The sequence below is a fragment of the Bacillus fonticola genome, from assembly GCF_012955605.1.
GTDB lineage: Bacteria > Bacillota > Bacilli > Bacillales > JC228 > Bacillus_CG > Bacillus_CG fonticola.
Genome location: NZ_CP052135.1, coordinates 1037398 through 1058232 on the forward strand (window position 1 = coordinate 1037398; position 20835 = coordinate 1058232).

Below are 20835 nucleotides of genomic sequence, written 5' to 3' on the forward strand. Positions count from 1 at the left end.
TACAAAAGATTGTTGAAGGAGTGAAGAGCACATGACGAGACGGGTTGTTGTGACAGGCGTAGGAACCGTAAATCCGACTGGTCTAGATGTAGCAACGAGCTGGGACGCCATTCAAAATGGGCGTAACGGCATTGGACCACTAACTATGGTGAACCCAGACGACTTTCCTGCAAAGGTGGCAGGAGAAATAAGAGACTTTACTATTGAAGACTATATTGATCGAAAAGATGCGCGCAAAATGGACCGATTTACCCACTTTGCTCTCGTTGCCTCGTTTGAAGCAGTGAAGGATGCTAATTTAACAATTGATGATTCCAATGCAGAAAGAGTGGGCGTTTGGATAGGGTCTGGTATCGGGGGTATGCACACATTTGAGACGCAGCATGAGATGTTTCAAAAACGTGGCTACCGGCGAGTGAGCCCATTCATGATCCCGATGATGATTCCAGACATGGCAGCGGGACAAGTGTCTATTTCTCTTGGAGCAAAAGGAATCAATTCCTGTACGGTGACTGCGTGTGCTTCAGGGGCCAATTCGATCGGGGATGCGTTTAAAGTCATTCAACGTGGAGATGCGGATGTCATGATTACCGGAGGAGCAGAAGCCCCCATAACGAACATGGCGTTAGCCGGATTCTCAGCCAATACAGCATTGTCAAAAAATCCGGATCCACAAACAGCAAGCCGTCCATTTGATTTAGAGAGGGATGGATTTGTCATTAGTGAAGGGGCTGGGATCCTCGTCATAGAAGAACTTGAGCACGCTTTGAAGCGAAATGCACCGATCTATGCAGAGGTAGTCGGATATGGGGCAACGGGTGACGCTCACCATATTACGGCACCGGCTCCAGAGGGTGAAGGTGGTGCAAGGGCGATGCAACAAGCGCTCGATGATGCAGGGTTGCAGCCAACAGATATTCAGTATATTAATGCCCACGGCACGAGCACAGAGTACAATGATAAGTTCGAAACCGCAGCCGTTAAAACCGTATTTGGCGACCATGCGTACAAGCTGGCGATGAGCTCGACAAAATCTATGACAGGTCACCTACTAGGCGCTGCAGGTGGTATTGAAGCGATATTTACGATTTTAGCTATTCGTGACAGCATCATTCCCCCTACGATTAACTATGAAACACGTGACGAAGTGTGCGATTTGGACATCGTACCGAACGAAGCACGAAAGGCGAGCATTCAAGCAGCTATCTCCAACTCTCTTGGGTTCGGTGGACATAACGCGACACTTGCCTTCAAAAAGTATGAAGCATAAAAACTCATCACTTTCTTCCCGATGGAGGAAGGTGATGTTTTTTTTTTGCGTAATGAATGCCTAATCTGCCCATACAATAAAGAGGGGAGGGTTGAGCATGGGGATTGAACCAATGAATCAGCAAAAATTACTTGAATTTATGGAAGATAAAGAAGGAGTTCAACAAATTTTACAACGTAACGGAATGGATCCTAGACTATTACGATCTAAAGCATGGGAAACTTGGATTTCCGAAGAGAAACTGTACAACGTTCTACATCAATTTTGGACTACGTATCGAAAGGAGTGGGATGGTCCAGATGTCCCGATCTACATACTTCCCACACGCCCCCCATCACTGTTCCAAAGAAATGATCAGCCAGGAGCGGGTTTTGCAACGAGAAAAGAAATATTTTTGTTTGTGAAACAACAATGGAACAAGGACACGCTTCAAGCGCTGTTTGTCCATGAATATCATCATACCACTCGTATGCAAAAGCGTGGAGACCCTATCCACTTTACGTTACGAGATTCTCTCCTCATGGAAGGCCTTGCAGAATATGCAGTGAAGGAATATTGTGGGGAATCGTTTGTTTCACCGTGGTCTACGCAATATGACACGAAACAACTTGAAAAGTGGTGGGCGCAATGGATAAAGCCAAATTTAGATTTACCAAGGAAAGACTCCCTCCATCAATCATTACTTCAAGGAGGCGGGGGCTATCCGAAGTTTCTTGGCTATGCGATCGGATATGAGTGGGTGAGCCGTTACGCAAAAAAGGAAAAATGCCCTTCCAAACAAATCATATATCTTCCCTCAAATCAATTTCCCGACAAGCTTTTTGAAGATTGATAGAAAAGTGATATTCCAATCGAATAGATAGCTGAACAACCCATCGAATGTTTTGTGCGATGGGTTGTTCGCTGTTGAGAAAATGATGATGTTTTAGGTGAAGAGCTTAGCAAGGGAGTGACTCAACCCTACTTACTCTCACAGTTGCTAAAGACTTCAACCTCGTGTTAATGGGTGTACTCCCTCATGCGACCAGGTAAGAGCGGACACACCTCTCCATACAGCCGTGAATAAATTACCATTCTATCAATTGACAAAGAAGAGCCCCCTTAATACAAAGAATTTTGAACTGTTCTGGCATTTCCCCCGATTTCAAATTGCAAAAAAGTATTGCCGTCGTAATAATATTGTAATAGTATAGTAGTCAGATGAATCAATTACTTTAAAATTTAAAAAGGTTAGACGTATTCATCTTCGGAAACACGCCTGTACTCGTAGGTGAAAAGTCTAGAGAAGCATGAGGAAGTAACGGTAAATAGGATAACTCCGTTGATACGGTTTCCTTCCCGGAGGAGATTAGTCCATTCATACTAAAAGGATTCGTTTCCCCAAACGTACAAGCCTAGACAATTTGAGATAGGGGGATTAAATATGAGTGACACGTTATTAGAAATAAACAACTTAAAAACTTCGTTCCGAATTAAAGATGATTATTATGCAGCCGTTGATGATGTCTCGCTAAAAGTGAACAAAAATGAAGTTTTAGCGATTGTTGGGGAGTCGGGCTGTGGGAAGAGTGCCCTTGCATTTTCCTTAATGGGACTGCATAGTCGCGCGAAAATTGAAGGGGATATTAGCTATAAGGGTCAGAGTATTGCCAATGTTTCACCAAGTAAATTAAACAAGCTACGCGGAAACGATATGGCGATGATATTTCAGGATCCACTTACCGCGTTGAATCCTTTAATGAACATCGGTGACCAAATTGGCGAAGCGTTATTATTACACGATAAAAAACTTTCAAAAAATGCACGCAAGAAGAAAGTGATTGAGTTGCTCAATAAAGTGGGAATTCCTCGCGCGGAGCATACTTTCCATCAATTTCCCCATGAGCTATCAGGTGGAATGAGGCAACGGGTTGTGATTGCGATGGCAATTTCCAATGATCCGGAAATACTGATCGCAGATGAACCAACCACCGCACTTGATGCAACTATTCAAGCACAAGTTCTCGATTTATTAAATGAATTAAAAGAGGATATGAAGGCTGGAATTATTTTAATCACACATGATTTAGGTGTTGTGGCCGAGATGGCGGACAGAGTGGCAGTCATGTATGCAGGTCAAATAGTAGAGATTGCTGACGTTCATACTCTATTTGCAAGTCCGAAGCACCCGTATACAAGGTCGTTGTTGAATTCAGTCCCGAATTCAACGAAATCAAAAGCAAAGCTTCATGTGATTGAAGGAATCGTTCCGTCATTACAAAAATTACCTCGAAAAGGATGCCGCTTTAGTGCGAGAGTACCTTGGATAGACGAATCAGTACATGAGGAAAACCCTCAGTTACATGAAATCAGTCCAGGTCACTTCGTGCGTTGTACTTGTTATGAACATTTTTACTTCCCTGATGAGAGCAAGGAGGATCAGCGTCATGTCGTTTCTTGAAGTTGAAAATTTAAAAGTTCATTTCCCAGTTAAGGGAGGAATATTCGGTCGAACTGTTGGTCATATCAAAGCAGTTGATGGCGTTTCATTTTCCCTTGAAAGAGGTTCGACATATGGTCTAGTTGGAGAATCGGGATCTGGTAAAACGACAACAGGGAGAGCGATTATCGGCTTGAATAACATTACATCAGGCAAGGTCATGTTTGACGGGCACGATATTACGAATATTCGTCGATCTAAATTGGATGTGCGCAAAGATGTACAAATGATTTTCCAGGACCCGTACTCTTCCTTAAATCCTAAAAAAAGAGTCATCGATATTATTGCTGAACCACTTCGTAACTACGAAAAGTTATCGAGAAAAGAAGAGAGAAAGCGCGTGCAGGAATTGTTGGAACTAGTCGGATTGAGTCCTGAGAGTATTTTGAAATATCCACATGAGTTTTCCGGTGGTCAGCGTCAGCGGATCGGCGTTGCCCGTGCCATTGCCTTAAAACCAAAACTCATAATTGCCGATGAACCCGTATCCGCACTTGACGTATCTGTTCAAGCGCAGGTTCTAAACTTTATGCAAGAAATACAGGATGAATTAGGACTCACTTATCTCTTCATTGGTCACGACCTTGGTGTCATTCGCCATATGTGTGACCATATAGGGATTATGTATAAAGGTCGATATGTCGAACAAGGGACGACAGAAGAGATTTTTACCGATCCACAGCATATTTATACAAAACGTCTAGTCGCAGCAATTCCTGATATTGATCCGAAAAATCGCGATAAACAGTTACAATTCCGAAAAGAAGTGAAAAAGGAATACGAGCAGTCGTATAACGATTACTTTGATGGTGAGGGCTTAGCTTATCAATTACAACCGGTATCTAAAACACACTTAGTAGCTTTGCCTGAGAAAGGTTGATAATATGTGGAAATTCTCTTTACGTCGAATCTTAATTATGATTCCTCAAATAATATTGTTAAGCATTCTAGTATTTATGATGGCGAAAATGATGCCGGGAGACGCGCTGTCCGGAGCGATTGGTCCAGATATTGATCCAGCACAGGTTGAAGAAAGACGAGATAAGCTTGGATTGAATGACCCATGGTACGAACAGTATGGACGCTGGGCGATTAATGCCGTACAAGGTAAATTAGGAGAGTCGTTCCGTTTCAAAATGCCAGTAACCGAATTAATTTCACAACGAATAGCGAATACGTTTTGGCTTTCATTAGCTACGCTATTTTTCACCTACTTGATCGCCATCCCGCTTGGCATTACGAGTGGGCGCTATAACGACACGTGGGCTGATCGGTTCATTACAGGGTACACCTATGTAGGATTCGCAGCGCCATTGTTCATCTTTGCATTAGTGATGCTTTGGATCTTCGGTTTCCAATTAGGTTGGTTCCCAACAGGTGGAAGTGTGGAACCGGGGCTCACACCAGGTTCATTCGAGTATGTGATGAGCAAGATTTATAATTTATTGCTCCCATCATTAGCGTTCGCGTTAATTACCGTCACGGGGACTGTACAGTATTTACGTAGCGAAATTATTGATACGAAACAAAGAGACTTTATCATTACCGCCAGAGCAAAAGGGGCCCCTGAATCTAGAGTGTATAATCGTCATATTTTACGAAATTCTCTACTCCCAATTGCTGCGTTTTTCGGCTATGAAATTACCGGGTTAATCGGAGGAACGATCTTTATAGAACAAATCTTTAGTTATCCAGGAATGGGACAACTATTTTTAGAGTCCATTTCGTTACGTGACTATACTGTGGTCACTTCAACCGTTCTATTATTCGGGATTGCTGCTATTTTAGGAGCGCTCATTTCCGATATTATATTAAGTCTCGTAGACCCGCGCATACGTATTAAATAGTAACTCTGTAGACTTTGAGGTGATTTGAAATGGAACCAAGTAAAGCAAATGTAAGTGTGACCGAAAAGACGCACGAGCCGATAAAAAGTCCATCTGGCTTTAGCATCCTCTGGCGAGAAATTGTCAGAGATAAGGTAGCTTTAATATCGCTCATTTTTCTCGTATTAATTATTGTATTCGTATATGGGGTATCCTTATTTTTATCACAGGAAGAGATTGTTACAGTAGATCTGTTTGCGATTAACGAACCACCTTCTGAAGAATTTCTATTAGGTACTGATTACGGTGGACGTGATATTTTTGGACAACTCATTATCGGCACACGGAACTCACTATCTATTGGGTTACTGGTCACAGTCATGACCGGAGCCATCGGAATTATATTTGGTTTGGTAGCCGGTTACTACGGCGGTACTGTTGACAATATTATGATGCGTATTCTTGACTTTTTCATGATATTACCATTTTTAATGTTGATCATCGTGTTTGTAGCAATTGTTCCGAAATATAGTGTGGTCACATTCTCGCTCATGATGACGGCATTTTTATGGATGGGAATTGCCAGATTAATAAGGTCCAAAGCGTTACAAGAAAAAGAACTTGACTATGCACAAGCTTCTAAAACATTAGGGTCGTCTAATTTTAAAATTATGTTTACACAAGTTTTGCCGAATATCAGTTCGTTAATCATTGTTACGATGACATTGAACTTAGCTGGAAACATCGGGATAGAATCTGGCCTATCTTTCCTAGGTTTTGGTTTCCCTGAAAGTACGCCGAGTCTTGGAACTCTCATTAGCTATGCGACAAACCCAACCACACTTGAGTATAGATGGTGGATTTGGGTGCCGGCATCCGTCTTAATTTTGCTGTTGATGTTAAGTGTAAACAATGTCGGTCAAGCATTAAAACGAGCGACTGACGCTAGACAAAGAAGAGGGTAATTTACACAGGAGTTGAACAATTTTAAGGAGGTGATGTGTGAGGGCGAGTGCTAGTAAAGCTTTTGGTGCATGGTCACAGTAAAACACACTGACCCTTAACGACCCAATCTAGCTTTTTGGAATCTCGCAAACACGTTGCGCGCAAGATCATCAACTTCGTTACTTACATCATGATTACTTTTAAATTTTGATGTTGAGTATATATTTCGTCAGCCAACTAGTTAATGTGGCAAACGAAATGCTGTAGTGCATAAAAAAAGGAGGGTTAAAGAATGAAAAAGAATGCTTTTAAAAAGTGGCTATTCGCGTTAATGCTCGTATTAGTGCTTGCGCTCGTATCAGCATGTAGCAGTGAATCAGCAGAAGAGGACCCAGGTGAAGATCCAGGAACAGAAGATCCGGGTAGCACAGAAGGAGATGACGCTGCGGAAGAAGATGATGATCTTTATTCCATCGAAGATTTCTCCACTGATGCTTCGAATACTGGCGAACCCATTGACGGTGGAGAAATCACTTATGGTTTAGTTTCTGACACTGCGTTTGAGGGAACGCTGAGTCCGATCTTCTATGATGGAACCCCAGACGGAGAGATCCTCGGCTGGTTTGATGAATCATTAGTAACTTTTGATTCAAACTATACATTTACACAAGACGGTGCTGCAACGTTTGATGTAAGTGAAGATGGGCGTACATTCACATTTAAAATCCGTGATAATGTAAACTGGTCTGATGGTGAGCCTGTCAAAGCAGAGGACTTAGCGTTCGCTTATGAAGTCATCGGGGACCCTGAATATGACGGTTCACGTTATGGTTCCGACTTCACAAACGTTGAAGGTATGGTTGAATACAACAGCGGGGAAGCGGATTCAATTTCAGGGATTGAAGTAGTCGATGAAAAAACGTTAAAAATTACGTTTATTCAATCAACTCCTTCCTTATTAACGGGTGGTATTTGGACTTCCCCAATGCCGAAGCATATTTTTGAAAGCATTCCAGTTGCAGAGATGTCTGCTTCACCAGCAGTGCGTGAAAACCCAATCGGTTTCGGTCCGTACGTAGTGGAAAGCATTGTACCTGGTGAGTCTGTCGTGTTAACGAAGAATGAAGACTACTGGCGCGGCGAACCAAATCTTGATCAAGTAACGGTAAAAGTAATTAATCCAAACGTTGTCGTTCAAGAATTAGAATCTGGTGGAGTTGATTTAGTAAGTGACTTCCCTGTCGATCAGTATCCAGAAAATGCGGATATGTCAAACGTTGAATTTTTAGGGATGGTTGACCTTGCGTATACGTATATCGGTTTCAAGCTAGGTACTTGGGATGCTGAAAACGCTGTCGTGAAACCGAACCCAGATGCTAAAATGGCCAATAAGAGCTTACGTCAAGCGATGTGGTCTGCGGTCGATAACGATGCCGTTGGAAAACGATTCTACAATGGACTACGTTGGAATGCGACAACTTTAATTCCGCCGTCACATCCAGCTTACAATGATGAAACAAATCCAGGTCGCCCGTACGATCCTGAAGCAGCAAAAGCGCTTCTCGATGAAGCCGGCTATGTGGATACAGATGGCGATGGATTCCGTGAAGATCCAGATGGTGAGCAATTAGTAATTAACTTTGCGTCCATGTCAGGTGGAGACACAGCAGAACCATTAGCTCAGTACTACATCCAAGCATGGGAAGCCGTCGGGCTAAAAGTTGAGCTATTAGATGGTCGTTTACTTGAATTTAACACGTTTTATGATCGTGTAGGTAACGGTGGTAACGATGACCCTGCAGTTGATATTTATCAAGGTGCATGGAGTGTAGGTTACGACGTGAACCCTCAAGGACTATATGGTCGCGATGCTATGTTTAACTTCTCTCGTTATGCGAGTGAAGAAAACGACCGTTTGTTAGCGGAAGGTGTTTCTGCAGAAGCATTTGACCCAGAATACCGTCAAGAAGTGTACAACGAATGGCAAGCCTTAATGGTTGAAGAAGTACCTGTATTCCCAACACTTTGGCGTTCAAGTTTACAACCGGTCAATGAGCGTATAGTAAACTATTCAATGGCAGTTGGATCAGATATTTATCTTTATGAGCTTGGTGTAACACAAGAAGAACCAGTTGTACCAGAATAGTCGTTTGAGAAGAAGAAGCCCGCATTTTGGGCTTCTTTTTTTGGGGTTGTGTAATGGGTAGAACATTCAATTTTTGTTCTGAGTCAGTACGAAGTGTGTCTGTTACCGATTGGTTTGTCCATCACTTGGTTCCCCGTCTTCCGTGGATACAAGTGAATTGAAATCGCTAATCTTGTTCAAATCGTTATGAGTAAGGAATAATTTGCCTGCCTCGTGTCCATACTGTGGACAAACAGTTATGAAGCGAGGGGTCAGTGAATGTTGTATCTTCATGACGTATGGGTCAATTGGTTTGAAGGAGAAGAGAATGGGTACAATGTGTGCCATTTTCATGAGTGGCGAAAGGACGATCAAGTCGAGTTATTAGATCAAGTTCCGCTACTAAAAGTGTCTCCAGCGTTTTTTTCCTACATAGAAAATGATTTAATGGAGCTGCCGCAGTCGTTATTGGATGCTATTTATCAAAAGGCGTATTTACGGAAAAATCATGAACGTATTCAAATGGACTTTTGCTTTGTCGTATCTGATGGAATCGGAATTCTGGCAGTAGATACGATTGGGTATAAAGTACCGATTCGGAAAAGTCGTCTTATTCCAAGACAAGAGCAGCTCGTATACGATATGTTGGAAAACCAGGATGCAAAGTGGACCGAATACCCCATACGTAATCAAACAAAAGAGCATCACATTTTGTCACCTTCTCCAGAAAGTATGAAGGGGCTTACTCGAAAAGAAAGACAGTTAAAACAATTATTGTTTATGGCCCTTGACCAATTGCACAACACAGAAAATGTCGCTGAGGTGAGGTATTGGTTGACTGAGTGGTTCCCTGATGAGTATATGACAATTCAGGATATGAACTTTGCGCGTGCATGGGAGAGGCTGTTTCAAGAAGCATGCTCTGGATGGTCAGACAAACACGTGCACCTGTGCGAAACGATGATTAAAGGGCAACCATTTTTTGAGAAGTTGTGGGAAATGGAGCACGGTTCGAGGGTAAATTAAAAGAGCGCTTCCCTGCATGGGGAGCGATTTTTTAATGAGAGGGTTTCTACGGATTCGATATTATGTAAAGAAAAACAAGTAGAAGAAAGGCGGTTCACTTTAAAGATGAACAACCTTTCCTTTTTGTTATGAGTAAGATGTTTTGCGAATAAAGTTGGCCATCATTTTTTCTTTCGTCCTAATCCCATTGCATTCTCCATTTTCTTTAGCATCCTACCGGCGATTTTGTTCGCTTTTTCTGCGCCTTCATCTAGAATGCGGTCGAGTTCTTCAGACTTCATAAGTTCATAATAGCGTTTCTGAACCGGTTCTAGTGTTTGGACAAGAATCTCCGCGACACTCGCTTTAAACTCTCCGTAGCCTTTACCTTCGTATTTTGCTTCTAGGTCTTCAATGCTGTTTCCTGACAAAATACTTTCGATGGAAAGAAGGTTAGACACGCCAGGTTTTTGTTCTTTGTTAAAGCGGACGATTCCGTCAGAGTCTGTCACTGCGCTTTTGATTTTCTTTTCGATTTGTTTCGGCTCATCTAACATGGAAATGAACGCTTTTTGATTGGAATCAGATTTGCTCATTTTCTTTTTCGGGTCTTGCAGGGACATAACGCGAGCGCCGACTTTTGGAATGCGCACTTCTGGAACCGTTAACACATCGTTGTACTGCTTGTTAAATCGTTCAGCTAAATCACGAGTGAGCTCTAGGTGTTGTTTCTGGTCATCTCCTACGGGCACGAGATTCGTGTTATACAGGAGAATGTCTGCTGCCATTAATGGCGGATACGTTAGCAAACCTGCAGAAACAGACTCTTTGCCAGAGCTTTTATCTTTAAACTGTGTCATGCGTTCTAATTCGCCGATATGTGAAATGCACTGCAAAATCCATCCTGCTTGAGCGTGCGCAGGTACTTCCGACTGGATAAAAAGCGTAATTTTCTCTGGGTCCAGTCCTACTGCGAGATAGAGAGCAGCTAAGCTTCTTGTGTTTTCGCGAAGTTTGAGTCGATCTTGTGGGACGGTAATGGCGTGTTGATCTACAATACAAAAAAAGCAGTCATACTCGTCTTGCAACTCGACAAATTGCTTCATTGCCCCGATATAATTGCCGATGGTTAGTGTGCCACTCGGTTGAATACCTGAAAAAATTCGTTTCATCAAATAGCCCCTTTCTGAACGTAAAAAAACCATTCGTCTCCTAAAATAAAAGGGACGAATGGTTTCCGCGGTACCACCCTTATTACGAGTATGGAAGTTCGAAAAGTTTTGAACTCAACACAATTACTCGTCTCTCACTCCATAACGTGGAGGAACCCGCTCACGGATACTCACCTCTTGCAAGAAGCGTTCCACATGAGACTCCGAAGTCCATTCCTTTTCGTGTAATTGTTTGTTTTCAGCGCCCACAAACTCTCTAGAAATTACGTGTCGAAAAGTACTCTTCTTCTTCTACGTTCAATCATTTCTTTTTATTATACGAAAATTGACACAAACAAATCAAGTATTGTAATAAAAGAACAGCGAAACTAGAGAGACGAGCGCGAATAATCCTGCCTGAATAAGCAAACCTTTATAAGGAACGTTCAATGTTTCGCTCGGTGCACGCAGTGGTTCAGTATCACCAACCACTTTCTTGGGCATCACTTTTCGAAATGAGCTTGCCAAAGTGTCAAAAAACCCACCTTTCACAACAAACACGAGGAGCCCTAACAAAAGATATACTAATGCAGCTAAAAAAGTTACATCTATGTACCGCGTTAAAGTAAATACTTGATCTAAAATGAGTAATATTAGTACAATAATTATGTTTGTTGTTACAAAGGTTAAAAGGTGTCGCAAAGAAATTCCTCCGTGTGTTCAATTTTCTGTCACTTGTATATTTATACTAGCATAATATTTGGACTTCTGGTAGGATTGTAACGGTAACGCAAACATTTGAACATACCCGATAAAATACTATATTCAGAAAAGTAATTGCAGATTTTGTCGGATCGTGTCATAATGATTCTTGCAACGTTATTATACAAGATTACATGTGTGTTTTTTGATTATTTATTGTAAATAGTCAGTAAAAACAAAAATATTTACACTTATTTCGTATTCTGTATAATAACCTTTGAAAGTCTAAAAGAAAAAAGGGAGGTCTTTGACAAGTGAAGAAGTCAAAATTTTTACTACTGTTAGCCCTTTCATTAGTGCTCAGTGCATTTCTTGCTGGCTGCTACGGCGGTGAAGAAGAAAGCGGCGGAGCTACTGATGGTAGTGGGGATGACGGTGGAACTGAAGAAACTAAAGTAACACTTACTGAATCTGCGGAAGCACCTGGACTGGATACTGCACTTGAAGCAGATACGGTTTCCTTCTCCATTATGAACAACGTATTTGAAGGTCTATACCGTATTAGTGAAGATAATGAACCAGTCCCAGCGATGGCTGAAAGTGTTGACATCTCTGAAGATGAAATGACGTACACGTTCACACTTCGTGAAGGCGTTACATGGTCAAACGGAGAAGCAGTTACTGCAAACGATTTCGTTTACGCATGGCGAAAAGCTCTAGACCCTGCACTTGAAAATGACGCACAATATGGTGTTTACATGTTAGGTGGCGTTATTAAAAACGCTACTGAAGTAAATGCTGGAGAAGTTGGACTTGAAGAATTGGGAGTTACCGCACCAGATGACAAAACGTTAGTTGTTGAGCTCGTAAAGCCGACTCCTTACTTCTTGTATGTAACAGCTTTCCCAACTTTGTTCCCACAAAACAAAGCGTATAACGAAGAAGTTGGCACTGATTATGCAACAAACGCAGGTAGCATGATCTATAACGGACCATATGTTCTTGATACATGGAAAGGCCCAACTGGACAGGAATGGGTTTACACGAAGAACGAAGATTATTGGGATGCAGAAAATGTAGATGTTGAAGAAATTGAAGTTCGTGTTGTAAAAGAAGCAAGTACTGCTGCAAACCTTTGGGATGCTGGGGATGTTGATCTCATTACCTTAACTGGTAACAACGCTGATCTTTATGCGGATGCACCAGAAAAAATCATCTATGAAGAAGCAACAGTATTTTGGTTGAAGTTAAATCAACAAGACCCTGCACTACAAAATGTAAACATCCGTAAAGCATTGAATATGGCGATTAATAAAGAAGCGATGGTTAACGACATCATTAAAGATGGTTCAGTTGCTGCTAACTACTTTATCCCGTCTAACTTTGTAACAAACCCTGAAACAGGGGAAGATTTCCGTGAAGCATACGGTGATTTCTATGAGTACGATCCTGAACAAGCAGCTGAGTTGTTTGCAACAGGACTTGAAGAATTAGGTCAAGATGCAATCACACTCGAAATTCTTGGTGGAGACACAGAGAATGCGAAAAACATTGACCAATTCATTCAAGCACAGCTGGAATCTAACTTGGAAGGTCTTACAGTTGACCTCGCACCAGTAACATTCAAAACACGTCTTGACAGAGACCTTGCACTTGATTACCAAATGCAAAATGCAGGCTGGGGAGCTGACTTCCTAGATGCGAAATCATTTGCAAACCTTTGGATTACTGACGGATCTAACAACAGCATGGCGTATTCAAGTGAAAAGTATGACGCTCTAATTGAACAAGCGTCAAATGAGTTTGCTACTGATCCTGTAAAACGTTTTGAAGCGTTCCAAGAAGCTGAACGTGTATTCATGGAAGAGGATGCAGCGATTGTACCTCTTTACCAACGTTCAACATCTTACCTTATTAGAGAAAATATCGAAGGACTTGTACCACATCCAGCTGGAGCGCAGTGGGATTACAAATACATGTCTCTTAACTAACTAACTAACTAACACAAGGTTAACTGAACGTGGCGAAAGGAGAGAGTACCGTGTAATTACGGGCTCTCTTTTCCCTTGTATAGAAATTGTCGAACAATGTTGAAAATTAGATTGAATGCAAATAATGGGAGGTGTGAGAGTTGGCAAAGTATATTACAAAGCGTGCAATTTACATGCTGATTACGTTGTTTATCATTGCTTCTGCAACATTCTTCTTAATGAAATTCCTTCCGGGGACTCCGTTTGCCAACCAGGAGAAACTCTCTCCATCACAGATTGAGTTTCTTTATGAAAAATATGGGTTAGACGAACCATTACCTGTTCAATACCTCACGTATATGGGAAATTTAGTCCAAGGTGACTTAGGGGTATCTTTCCAATTTGACAATACATCAGTTACTGAATTGTTGTTGGATCGGATCGGTCCATCCTTCACAATCGGTTTCCAATCGATTATTCTCGGTACGCTTTTAGGGGTCATGTTGGGGATTATTGCAGCTATTTACCAAAATAGCTGGATTGATTATACGAGTACGTTTGTAGCGGTAATCGGAAAAGCGGTGCCATCGTTCGTTTTCGCTGCTTTTCTACAGTATTATTTTGCTGCACAATTGGGATGGTTTCCAGTTGCCTTTTGGGAAGGACCAGAGTACAGTATTTTACCGACAATCGCGCTCGCCATTTTCCCATTAGCGACGGCAGCCCGTTTCATGCGTACAGAAATGATCGAGGTGCTAGGAAGTGATTATATCCAACTAGCCCGAGCGAAAGGGGTATCTGGCTGGAATATCGCTGTGAACCACTCAATTCGAAATGCATTAATTCCATTAATTACGGTATTAGGTCCGTTAGCGGTAAGTATTATGACAGGTTCACTCGTTATTGAAAACATCTTTGCGATTCCTGGTATTGGTGATCAGTTTGTACGTAGTATTCAAGAAAATGATTATCCAGTCATTATGGGAACGACCATGTTCTTCTCATTTTTGTTTATTGTAATTATTTTTGTAGTGGATATTCTATATGGAATTATTGATCCACGTATTCGTGTTGCTGGGGGGAAAGGATAATGGCGAATAAACCAAAAATCACAAAAGTGCCTAAAGAACTTTTTCAACCCGCAAACGTTCACGATGATGTAAGTGAAAAAATTGTAAAGCCTAGTCTTAGCTTTTGGCAGGATGCATGGTTACGTATTCGGAAAAACTGGGGAGCGATCATCAGTTTGTTCCTTATTATAATCATTATCATTATGGCGTTTCTTGGGCCTGTAATTAGTGGATACGATTCAGAAAAACAAGATACATCCAGAGCTTACATGCCGTCTCGTATTCCTGTACTTGAAAATGTTAGCTGGCTCCCTTTTGACGGTGAAAATGATGACGGAGTGAATGAGTACGTGGAAAAGGGAAGGGAAGATGAGTACTATTATTTCGGTACCGACCGCTTCGGACGTGATTTGTTTACTCGTGTGTGGGAAGGAACGCAAATTTCTCTCTACATTGCCTTTTTAGCAGCATTTATTGACATGGTCATCGGGGTAACGTACGGAGCTGTTTCTGGTTATTACGGCGGTCGTACGGACAATATTATGCAACGGATTATCGAAATTCTGACAGGAATTCCTAACTTGATCGTTGTTATCTTGATGATTCTCATTTTGAAGCCGGGAATTCTCTCTATTACTATCGCTCTAACAATTACGGGGTGGACAGGTATGGCACGTGTTGTGAGGGCACAGGTAATGAAGCTAAAGAATCAAGAATTTGTCCTAGCATCAAGAACGTTAGGTGCGTCAGATCGTAGGATTATGGCGAAACACCTTTACCCGAATACTTTTGGGCTTATGATTATAAACACAATGTTCACCATCCCAAGTGCTATTTTCTTTGAAGCATTTTTAAGCTTTATCGGACTCGGATTAACGCCTCCGACAGCGTCTCTTGGTACGTTAATCGAGAGTGGATTTAGAACGATGCGTCAATACCCAGAAAATTTGTGGTTTCCAGCAATAGTCCTGATACTCATTATGATTTGCTTTAACTTGTTGGCAGATGGAATGCGCGATGCATTCGATCCGAAGATGCGAAAATAATGAATAAGGTAGGTGAATACCGTTGTCTACAAAGTTATTATCTGTAAATGATTTACATCTTTCTTTCCACACGTTTGCTGGGGAAGTAAAGGCTATTCGTGGGGTAAGTTTTGACTTACACAAAGGAGAGACGTTAGCGATAGTAGGTGAGTCAGGGTCAGGGAAATCTGTCACGACAAAATCTATCATGCGCCTTCTCCCAAAAGAGTCTTCCGAAATTAAGAAAGGTGAAATTGTGTTTGACGGAAAAGACTTAGCCAAAGCTTCGGAAAGAGAAATGCAAGGGATTCGTGGTAAAGAAATTTCGATGATATTCCAAGATCCGATGACGTCACTAAACCCGACGTTGACAATTGGCAAGCAAATTATGGAGCCATTGTTGAAACACCAAAACATGAGTCGTTCAGAAGCAAGAAAGCGTGTTATTGAACTTTTGAACCTTGTAGGAATTCCAAATGCAGAGGGTCGTTTCAAGCAATATCCACACCAATTTTCTGGTGGAATGCGTCAACGTGTAGTTGTGGCGATCGCACTAGCTTGCAATCCGAAAGTGCTAATCGCGGATGAACCGACAACGGCGCTTGACGTTACGATCCAAGCACAAATTTTGGAATTGATGAAGGATTTGCAAAAGAAAATTGACACGTCCATTATCTTCATCACCCATGACCTTGGTGTGGTGGCGAACGTTGCGGATCGTGTTGCCGTTATGTATGGTGGGCAAATTGTAGAAATTGGTACAGTGGATGAAATTTTCTACAATCCTCAGCATCCATACACGTGGGGACTACTCAGTTCCATGCCTAGCTTAGATGCTGACGAAGAAGAACTTTACGCTATTCCTGGTACTCCACCAGATCTTCTTAATCCGCCGAAGGGTGACGCGTTTGCACCGCGGAATCCGAATGCGATGCAAATCGACTTAGAAAAGGAGCCACCAATGTTCCAAGTGTCTGATACGCACTTTGCGAAAACATGGTTGCTCCATCCAGATGCACCAAAGGTAGAACCGCCTGCTACTATTCGTCAGCGCAGAACGAAACCTGAAGACAAACCTTCATTACAGAAGGAGGACTTCTAATGGCACAAGAAAAGTTAGTGGAAGTCAAACATTTAAAACAATACTTTAACGAAGGCAAACCGAATGAAGTCCGTGCGATTGACGACATCACTTTTGATATTTATAAAGGGGAGACGTTTGGGCTTGTAGGGGAATCCGGTTGCGGGAAATCAACAACTGGAAGAACTGTGATTCGTTTGTACGATGCGACAGATGGTCAGGTTATATTCAATGGTACAGACGTTCATGGGAAGAAGTCACAGAAAAAGCTTCGTGAATTCAACCGAAAAATGCAGATGATTTTCCAAGATCCCTATGCATCATTAAACCCTCGTATGAAAGTGATCGACTTGATTGCCGAGGGTATTGATATTCATGGGTTAGCGAAAAATGATAAAGAGCGTCGCGCCCGGGTTGTGGAGTTGTTAGAGACTGTTGGACTAAACGAAGAGCACGCCAATCGTTATCCGCATGAATTCTCTGGAGGTCAGCGTCAACGAATTGGGATTGCTCGTGCACTTGCCGTTGAACCAGAATTCATCATTGCCGATGAACCGATCTCAGCACTCGACGTTTCTATCCAGGCCCAAGTGGTAAATCTGCTAAAACAGTTACAGGCGGAAAAGGGACTCACATACTTGTTCATTGCCCATGACCTTTCGATGGTGAAGTACATTAGTGATCGTATTGGCGTCATGTATTTCGGTAAACTCGTGGAAGTGACGACGAGTGAACAATTGTACAAAAACCCTTTGCACCCGTATACGCAATCGCTTCTCTCAGCGATTCCGCTTCCGGATCCGGAAACAGAACGCACGCGCACAAGATTTTCTTACGATCCTTCCGTTCATAATTATGCAGAAGACGAAGAAGTAAAAATGCGTGAAGTTTCTCCAGAGCACTACGTATACTGTTCTGAGCGAGAGTTGAAGCAATATCAACAAAGTTTGAAATAAACAACAGGCTCGTCACATTAGGTGGCGAGTCTTTTTGAATGGCTGATTTGATAACAGAAATAGCAAACTCAAATTTTGTCAAATAATTTGCCTCGATAATTGGTGAAATGTATGAAAAGCTTCTGACTTTCTATGAAAATCTTGTTACAATAAAGTTAGAAAATGAGAGTTCATAGGATGGAGAGGGCAGCATGAACTGGAAATCATTACTTTGTGCAGGAATTGCATCGATAGCCTTATTAGGGAGCATGTCTTTACAAGGACGAGCAGAGGAAAATCAAGAAGTGTCCATTCACCAAACGAAGGAGTGGCAAGGTCAGCTAAAAGAATTACCAAAAGCGCCCCCTCGTTTTGTTTACGATTCTGGGTTGAACTTCAAGTACCCTGATGCGGTGAGAGGGGTGTATGTGACAGGGTATTCTGCTGGTGGAAGTCGGTATGAACAGCTTACGCGGCTGATGGCAGAGACGGACTTGAACGCAATGGTCATCGACATAAAAGATGATTTGGGGAATGTGACGTACGTACCTGAAGAAGACTCTCCGTATTATCGGATAGGAAAGCCTTACATTCAAGATCCACGTGCACTGCTAGAAGATATGGAAGAGAAACAAATCTATCCGATTGCCCGTATCGTCGTATTTAAGGATTCAGTTGTCTCTAAACAAACACCTGACTGGTCCTTTAAAGAGAACGGTGAAGTTTGGACAAACGGGGGTGGGGATTCGTTTGTCAATCCTTTTGTTAAAGAGGTTTGGGAGTACAATGTAGGCATTGCTATTGAGGCTGCGAAACTTGGCTTCCAGGAGATTCAGTTCGACTATGTGCGGTTTCCAGAAGGGTTTGAAACACGCGACGAAATTCTGGAGTACAGTCGAGGGGAGTACGATTCAATAGAGGGAACGAACGTAGACCGTCGTGTGCAAGCAGTCACAGATTTCGTTGCGTATGCAAAGGAGCAGCTCGAACCTTATGATGTAGATGTTTCCGTAGATATTTTTGGCTACACGGCTACCATCCCTGAAGCACCCGGTATTGGACAAAATTTCTCAGAGATCTCCGCCAATGTTGATGTCATTTCTAGCATGATTTATCCGAGTCACTGGACGAGTTACTTTGGTATTACGAAACCTGACCTGCAACCATATGACACGATTAATGAGTACGCAAAAGTGGAAAACGCGAAGCTAGCTGAACTAGAAAACGCGCCTACCTCACGTCCATGGCTACAAGATTTCACGGCGAGCTGGTTAGGGTCAGGAAACTATTTGCCGTACGGTGTAACAGAAATTGAAGCCCAGATTAGAGCGCTTCAAGACAATGGTATTAATGAATTTTTACTTTGGGACGCAGGAAACTCCTATACTGAGGGTGTAGATTATACACCTTAAATGAACAGCGTACGGTAGTGAATGAAGCTGCTGTACGTTTTTTTACCTGGGCAATCCAGGCACTTAATCAACCACGCCAGGCACGCGTGCCACGAACTACTAAGACAAAGTGGAAAATTCCATTTAAGGTAAAATTAATTACATTTTGATGTTTACCTCATGGAAAAACGGGTAGAGGAAGGAGAGCAAGCTAAAACCGTTCGCAATTGGTAGTCTTTCTATTTGATCTAACAAGGGCGCTTATTCGTACCTCTTGTATGTTTTTTCTCGTAAGGATGCATACTTTGAATAAGAAGGGCACTGTAAAACTTACAAAGGAGTAGGTCCATGCATTGGTATGAGAAATTAAATCAATATTTTCCTGTTGAAGAAATGAAGTCACGTGAGCACATGGAAACGTTACTGAAAGAACGCAGTGATATTTACCATAAAGATGAGGGGCAATACCATGTACTCATGTACGCAGAACTTCCTGAGTTTTTATTTATAGATTATTTGTTTGTTTCAAAAGAATCGCGTGGCAAAGGAATTGGGCACGAGATGATTCAGAAGATGAAAGAAAAAAACAAGCCGATCATACTTGAAGTAGAACCTGTTGATTATGAGGATACCGATAACGAGAAACGTCTAAAGTTTTATAAGCGCGAAGGATTTAAGCATGCACAATCAATCGGCTATAGTCGTCGTTCTTTAGCAACAAATGAAGTGAATCAGATGGAAATTCTGTACTGGTCACCGAATGACGAATCAGAAGAGATGATTTATAACGCTATGAAAAAGACGTACAACATGATTCATACGTACAAAGACACCGAGTTTTATGGAACCAAGTATCAACCGGTAGATGAAGTGTTGCATTATGATCAAGATCGACGGGAAGATACGCTCAATATGCTAGACGAGTTGGATTGAGGAAAAGCCTAGAGACCACCAATCTCTAGGCTTTTTTTTGACCCAAAAAGGTGATAGGGGGCCGATATCCGCGAACAGGAGCCGATATCCGCGGTCGGGGGCAGATATCCGCAGTCAGGGGAATATATCCGCGGTCAGGAGAATATATCCGCGGTCAGGAGCAGATATCCGCGGTGAGGGGCAGATATCCGCGGTCAGGGGCTGATATCCGCGAACAGGGGAATATATCCGCGGTTGGGGGCAGATATCCGCGGTCAGGGGAATATATCCGCGAACAGGAGAATATATCCGCGAACAGGAGCCGATATCCGCGGTCAGAGGAATATATCCGCGGTGAGGGGCAGATATCCGCGAACAGGAGCCGATATCCGCGAACAGGGGAATATATCCGCGGTCAGGGGAATATATCCGCGAACAGGAGAATATATCCGCGATCAGGAGCAGATATCCGCGGTCAGAGGAATATATCCGCGGTGAGGGGAATATATCCGCGGTCGGGGGAATATATCCGCGGTGAGGGGCAGATATCCGCGATCGGGGGAATATATCCGCGATCAGGAGAATATATCCGCGATCAGGAGCCGATATCCGCGAACAGGCAATCCTGGTCACTTCCGCCGGGTTCGCGCGTCTATCCACTCTCTATCTCCTTTCTCAAATAAACTTGCTTACTTGAGAAAAGAAGGACTTTAGGTAATCGAAGTCGAAACTATTTGTGTAAAGATCGTTTACGTACGCGTGTGCGGGGGTATAGCATACTAAAGATACTAAAGTTTAAATTTTAAACAGTATTCTTGCAAGAAACTGTCACATTTTTTCTTTGCAACGACTATTCATCGGGAATGGATTCGTGTATAATGAAGTTATTATCAATTTACAGTTTGTATTTATTATAAACTGATACTGATGATTGTTGACCTTCCTGCT

18 protein-coding genes and 1 other annotated feature are annotated in these 20835 nt (G+C 42.3%); of the genes, 16 read left to right on the forward strand and 2 right to left on the reverse strand.

The window, feature by feature from the left end:
- Positions 1 to 31: 31 nt before the first annotated feature.
- From fabF to HHK01_RS05135, 8 genes are all read left to right on the forward strand, one after another.
- A complete protein-coding gene (gene fabF / locus HHK01_RS05100) occupies positions 32 to 1270 on the forward strand; it encodes a beta-ketoacyl-ACP synthase II (RefSeq protein ID WP_170006710.1) in 1239 nt (412 codons plus the stop codon).
- 97 nt (positions 1271 to 1367) lie between these two features.
- Positions 1368 to 2102 carry a DUF2268 domain-containing putative Zn-dependent protease gene (locus HHK01_RS05105; RefSeq protein WP_170006711.1) on the forward strand — a complete coding sequence of 245 codons (735 nt, stop codon included), beginning with the start codon at positions 1368 to 1370 and terminating at the stop codon, positions 2100 to 2102.
- A 591-nt stretch (positions 2103 to 2693) separates the two neighbouring features.
- Positions 2694 to 3710 (forward strand): ABC transporter ATP-binding protein, encoded by a 1017-nt coding sequence (locus tag HHK01_RS05110; protein ID WP_170006712.1) that lies wholly within the window; start codon positions 2694 to 2696, stop codon positions 3708 to 3710.
- Positions 3697 to 4629: an ABC transporter ATP-binding protein gene (locus HHK01_RS05115; RefSeq protein ID WP_170006713.1), complete on the forward strand. Its 933-nt coding sequence runs from the start codon at positions 3697 to 3699 to the stop codon at positions 4627 to 4629. The genes HHK01_RS05110 and HHK01_RS05115 overlap by 14 nt, the downstream gene beginning before the upstream one ends.
- A 4-nt stretch (positions 4630 to 4633) precedes the next feature.
- Positions 4634 to 5596, forward strand: a complete 963-nt coding sequence (opp4B, locus tag HHK01_RS05120) for an oligopeptide ABC transporter permease (protein WP_170006714.1) — start codon at positions 4634 to 4636, stop codon at positions 5594 to 5596.
- A gap of 29 nt (positions 5597 to 5625) precedes the next feature.
- Positions 5626 to 6540: an ABC transporter permease gene (locus HHK01_RS05125; RefSeq protein ID WP_170006715.1), complete on the forward strand. Its 915-nt coding sequence runs from the start codon at positions 5626 to 5628 to the stop codon at positions 6538 to 6540.
- 272 nt (positions 6541 to 6812) lie between these two features.
- Positions 6813 to 8666: an oligopeptide ABC transporter substrate-binding protein gene (gene opp4A / locus HHK01_RS05130; RefSeq protein WP_170006716.1), complete on the forward strand. Its 1854-nt coding sequence runs from the start codon at positions 6813 to 6815 to the stop codon at positions 8664 to 8666.
- A 258-nt stretch (positions 8667 to 8924) separates the two neighbouring features.
- Complete coding sequence (locus HHK01_RS05135; RefSeq protein WP_170006717.1) at positions 8925 to 9671, forward strand: YjbA family protein; 747 nt, start codon at positions 8925 to 8927, stop codon at positions 9669 to 9671.
- 161 nt (positions 9672 to 9832) lie between these two features.
- On the opposite strand, the gene trpS is transcribed toward HHK01_RS05135, so the two are convergent.
- Both trpS and HHK01_RS05145 read right to left on the reverse strand, forming a co-directional pair.
- Positions 9833 to 10825, reverse strand: a complete 993-nt coding sequence (trpS, locus tag HHK01_RS05140) for a tryptophan--tRNA ligase (RefSeq protein WP_170006718.1) — start codon at positions 10823 to 10825, stop codon at positions 9833 to 9835.
- Between the two features lie 44 nt (positions 10826 to 10869).
- Positions 10870 to 11125, reverse strand: a binding site (T-box leader).
- A gap of 36 nt (positions 11126 to 11161) precedes the next feature.
- The gene (locus HHK01_RS05145; RefSeq protein WP_170006719.1) at positions 11162 to 11503 is read right to left on the reverse strand and encodes a DUF3899 domain-containing protein; all 342 of its coding nucleotides are present in this window, start codon (positions 11501 to 11503) and stop codon (positions 11162 to 11164) included.
- A gap of 314 nt (positions 11504 to 11817) precedes the next feature.
- Here HHK01_RS05145 and HHK01_RS05150 point away from each other — a divergent pair, with 314 nt between their 5' ends.
- The 8 genes from HHK01_RS05150 to HHK01_RS05185 all read left to right on the forward strand — a co-directional run bounded on the left by HHK01_RS05150 (position 11818) and on the right by HHK01_RS05185 (position 20570).
- Entirely contained in the window at positions 11818 to 13494 is a 1677-nt protein-coding gene (locus HHK01_RS05150; RefSeq protein ID WP_170006720.1) for a peptide ABC transporter substrate-binding protein, read from the forward strand.
- A gap of 140 nt (positions 13495 to 13634) precedes the next feature.
- Entirely contained in the window at positions 13635 to 14564 is a 930-nt protein-coding gene (gene opp3b, locus HHK01_RS05155) for an oligopeptide ABC transporter permease (RefSeq protein ID WP_170006721.1), read from the forward strand.
- A complete protein-coding gene (opp3C, locus tag HHK01_RS05160; protein ID WP_170006722.1) occupies positions 14564 to 15589 on the forward strand; it encodes an oligopeptide ABC transporter permease in 1026 nt (341 codons plus the stop codon). Before opp3b ends, opp3C begins: the two co-directional genes overlap by 1 nt.
- Positions 15590 to 15611: 22 nt before the next feature.
- Complete coding sequence (locus HHK01_RS05165; protein WP_170006723.1) at positions 15612 to 16670, forward strand: ABC transporter ATP-binding protein; 1059 nt, start codon at positions 15612 to 15614, stop codon at positions 16668 to 16670.
- Positions 16670 to 17605: an ABC transporter ATP-binding protein gene (locus HHK01_RS05170; RefSeq protein WP_170006724.1), complete on the forward strand. Its 936-nt coding sequence runs from the start codon at positions 16670 to 16672 to the stop codon at positions 17603 to 17605. Before HHK01_RS05165 ends, HHK01_RS05170 begins: the two co-directional genes overlap by 1 nt.
- A 191-nt stretch (positions 17606 to 17796) precedes the next feature.
- Entirely contained in the window at positions 17797 to 18996 is a 1200-nt protein-coding gene (locus HHK01_RS05175) for a putative glycoside hydrolase (protein WP_170006725.1), read from the forward strand.
- Between the two features lie 327 nt (positions 18997 to 19323).
- Positions 19324 to 19908 (forward strand): GNAT family N-acetyltransferase, encoded by a 585-nt coding sequence (locus HHK01_RS05180; protein WP_170006726.1) that lies wholly within the window; start codon positions 19324 to 19326, stop codon positions 19906 to 19908.
- Positions 19909 to 19958: 50 nt separating this feature from the next.
- On the forward strand, positions 19959 to 20570 hold the full coding sequence (locus tag HHK01_RS05185; protein WP_170006727.1) for a hypothetical protein: 612 nt from the start codon (positions 19959 to 19961) through the stop codon (positions 20568 to 20570).
- The last annotated feature ends 265 nt before the right edge of the window (positions 20571 to 20835 follow it).

Excerpts from the sequence above, each read along its gene's own strand:
- fabF (WP_170006710.1), top strand. The coding sequence starts at position 32 with ATGACGAGACGGGTTGTTGTGACAGGCGTAGGAACCGTAAATCCGACT.
- HHK01_RS05105 (WP_170006711.1), top strand. The coding sequence starts at position 1,368 with ATGGGGATTGAACCAATGAATCAGCAAAAATTACTTGAATTTATGGAA.
- HHK01_RS05110 (WP_170006712.1), top strand. The coding sequence starts at position 2,694 with ATGAGTGACACGTTATTAGAAATAAACAACTTAAAAACTTCGTTCCGA.
- HHK01_RS05115 (WP_170006713.1), top strand. The coding sequence starts at position 3,697 with ATGTCGTTTCTTGAAGTTGAAAATTTAAAAGTTCATTTCCCAGTTAAG.
- opp4B (WP_170006714.1), top strand. The coding sequence starts at position 4,634 with ATGTGGAAATTCTCTTTACGTCGAATCTTAATTATGATTCCTCAAATA.
- HHK01_RS05125 (WP_170006715.1), top strand. The coding sequence starts at position 5,626 with ATGGAACCAAGTAAAGCAAATGTAAGTGTGACCGAAAAGACGCACGAG.
- opp4A (WP_170006716.1), top strand. The coding sequence starts at position 6,813 with ATGAAAAAGAATGCTTTTAAAAAGTGGCTATTCGCGTTAATGCTCGTA.
- HHK01_RS05135 (WP_170006717.1), top strand. The coding sequence starts at position 8,925 with ATGTTGTATCTTCATGACGTATGGGTCAATTGGTTTGAAGGAGAAGAG.
- opp3C (WP_170006722.1), top strand. The coding sequence starts at position 14,564 with ATGGCGAATAAACCAAAAATCACAAAAGTGCCTAAAGAACTTTTTCAA.
- HHK01_RS05170 (WP_170006724.1), top strand. The coding sequence starts at position 16,670 with ATGGCACAAGAAAAGTTAGTGGAAGTCAAACATTTAAAACAATACTTT.
- HHK01_RS05175 (WP_170006725.1), top strand. The coding sequence starts at position 17,797 with ATGAACTGGAAATCATTACTTTGTGCAGGAATTGCATCGATAGCCTTA.
- HHK01_RS05180 (WP_170006726.1), top strand. The coding sequence starts at position 19,324 with ATGCATTGGTATGAGAAATTAAATCAATATTTTCCTGTTGAAGAAATG.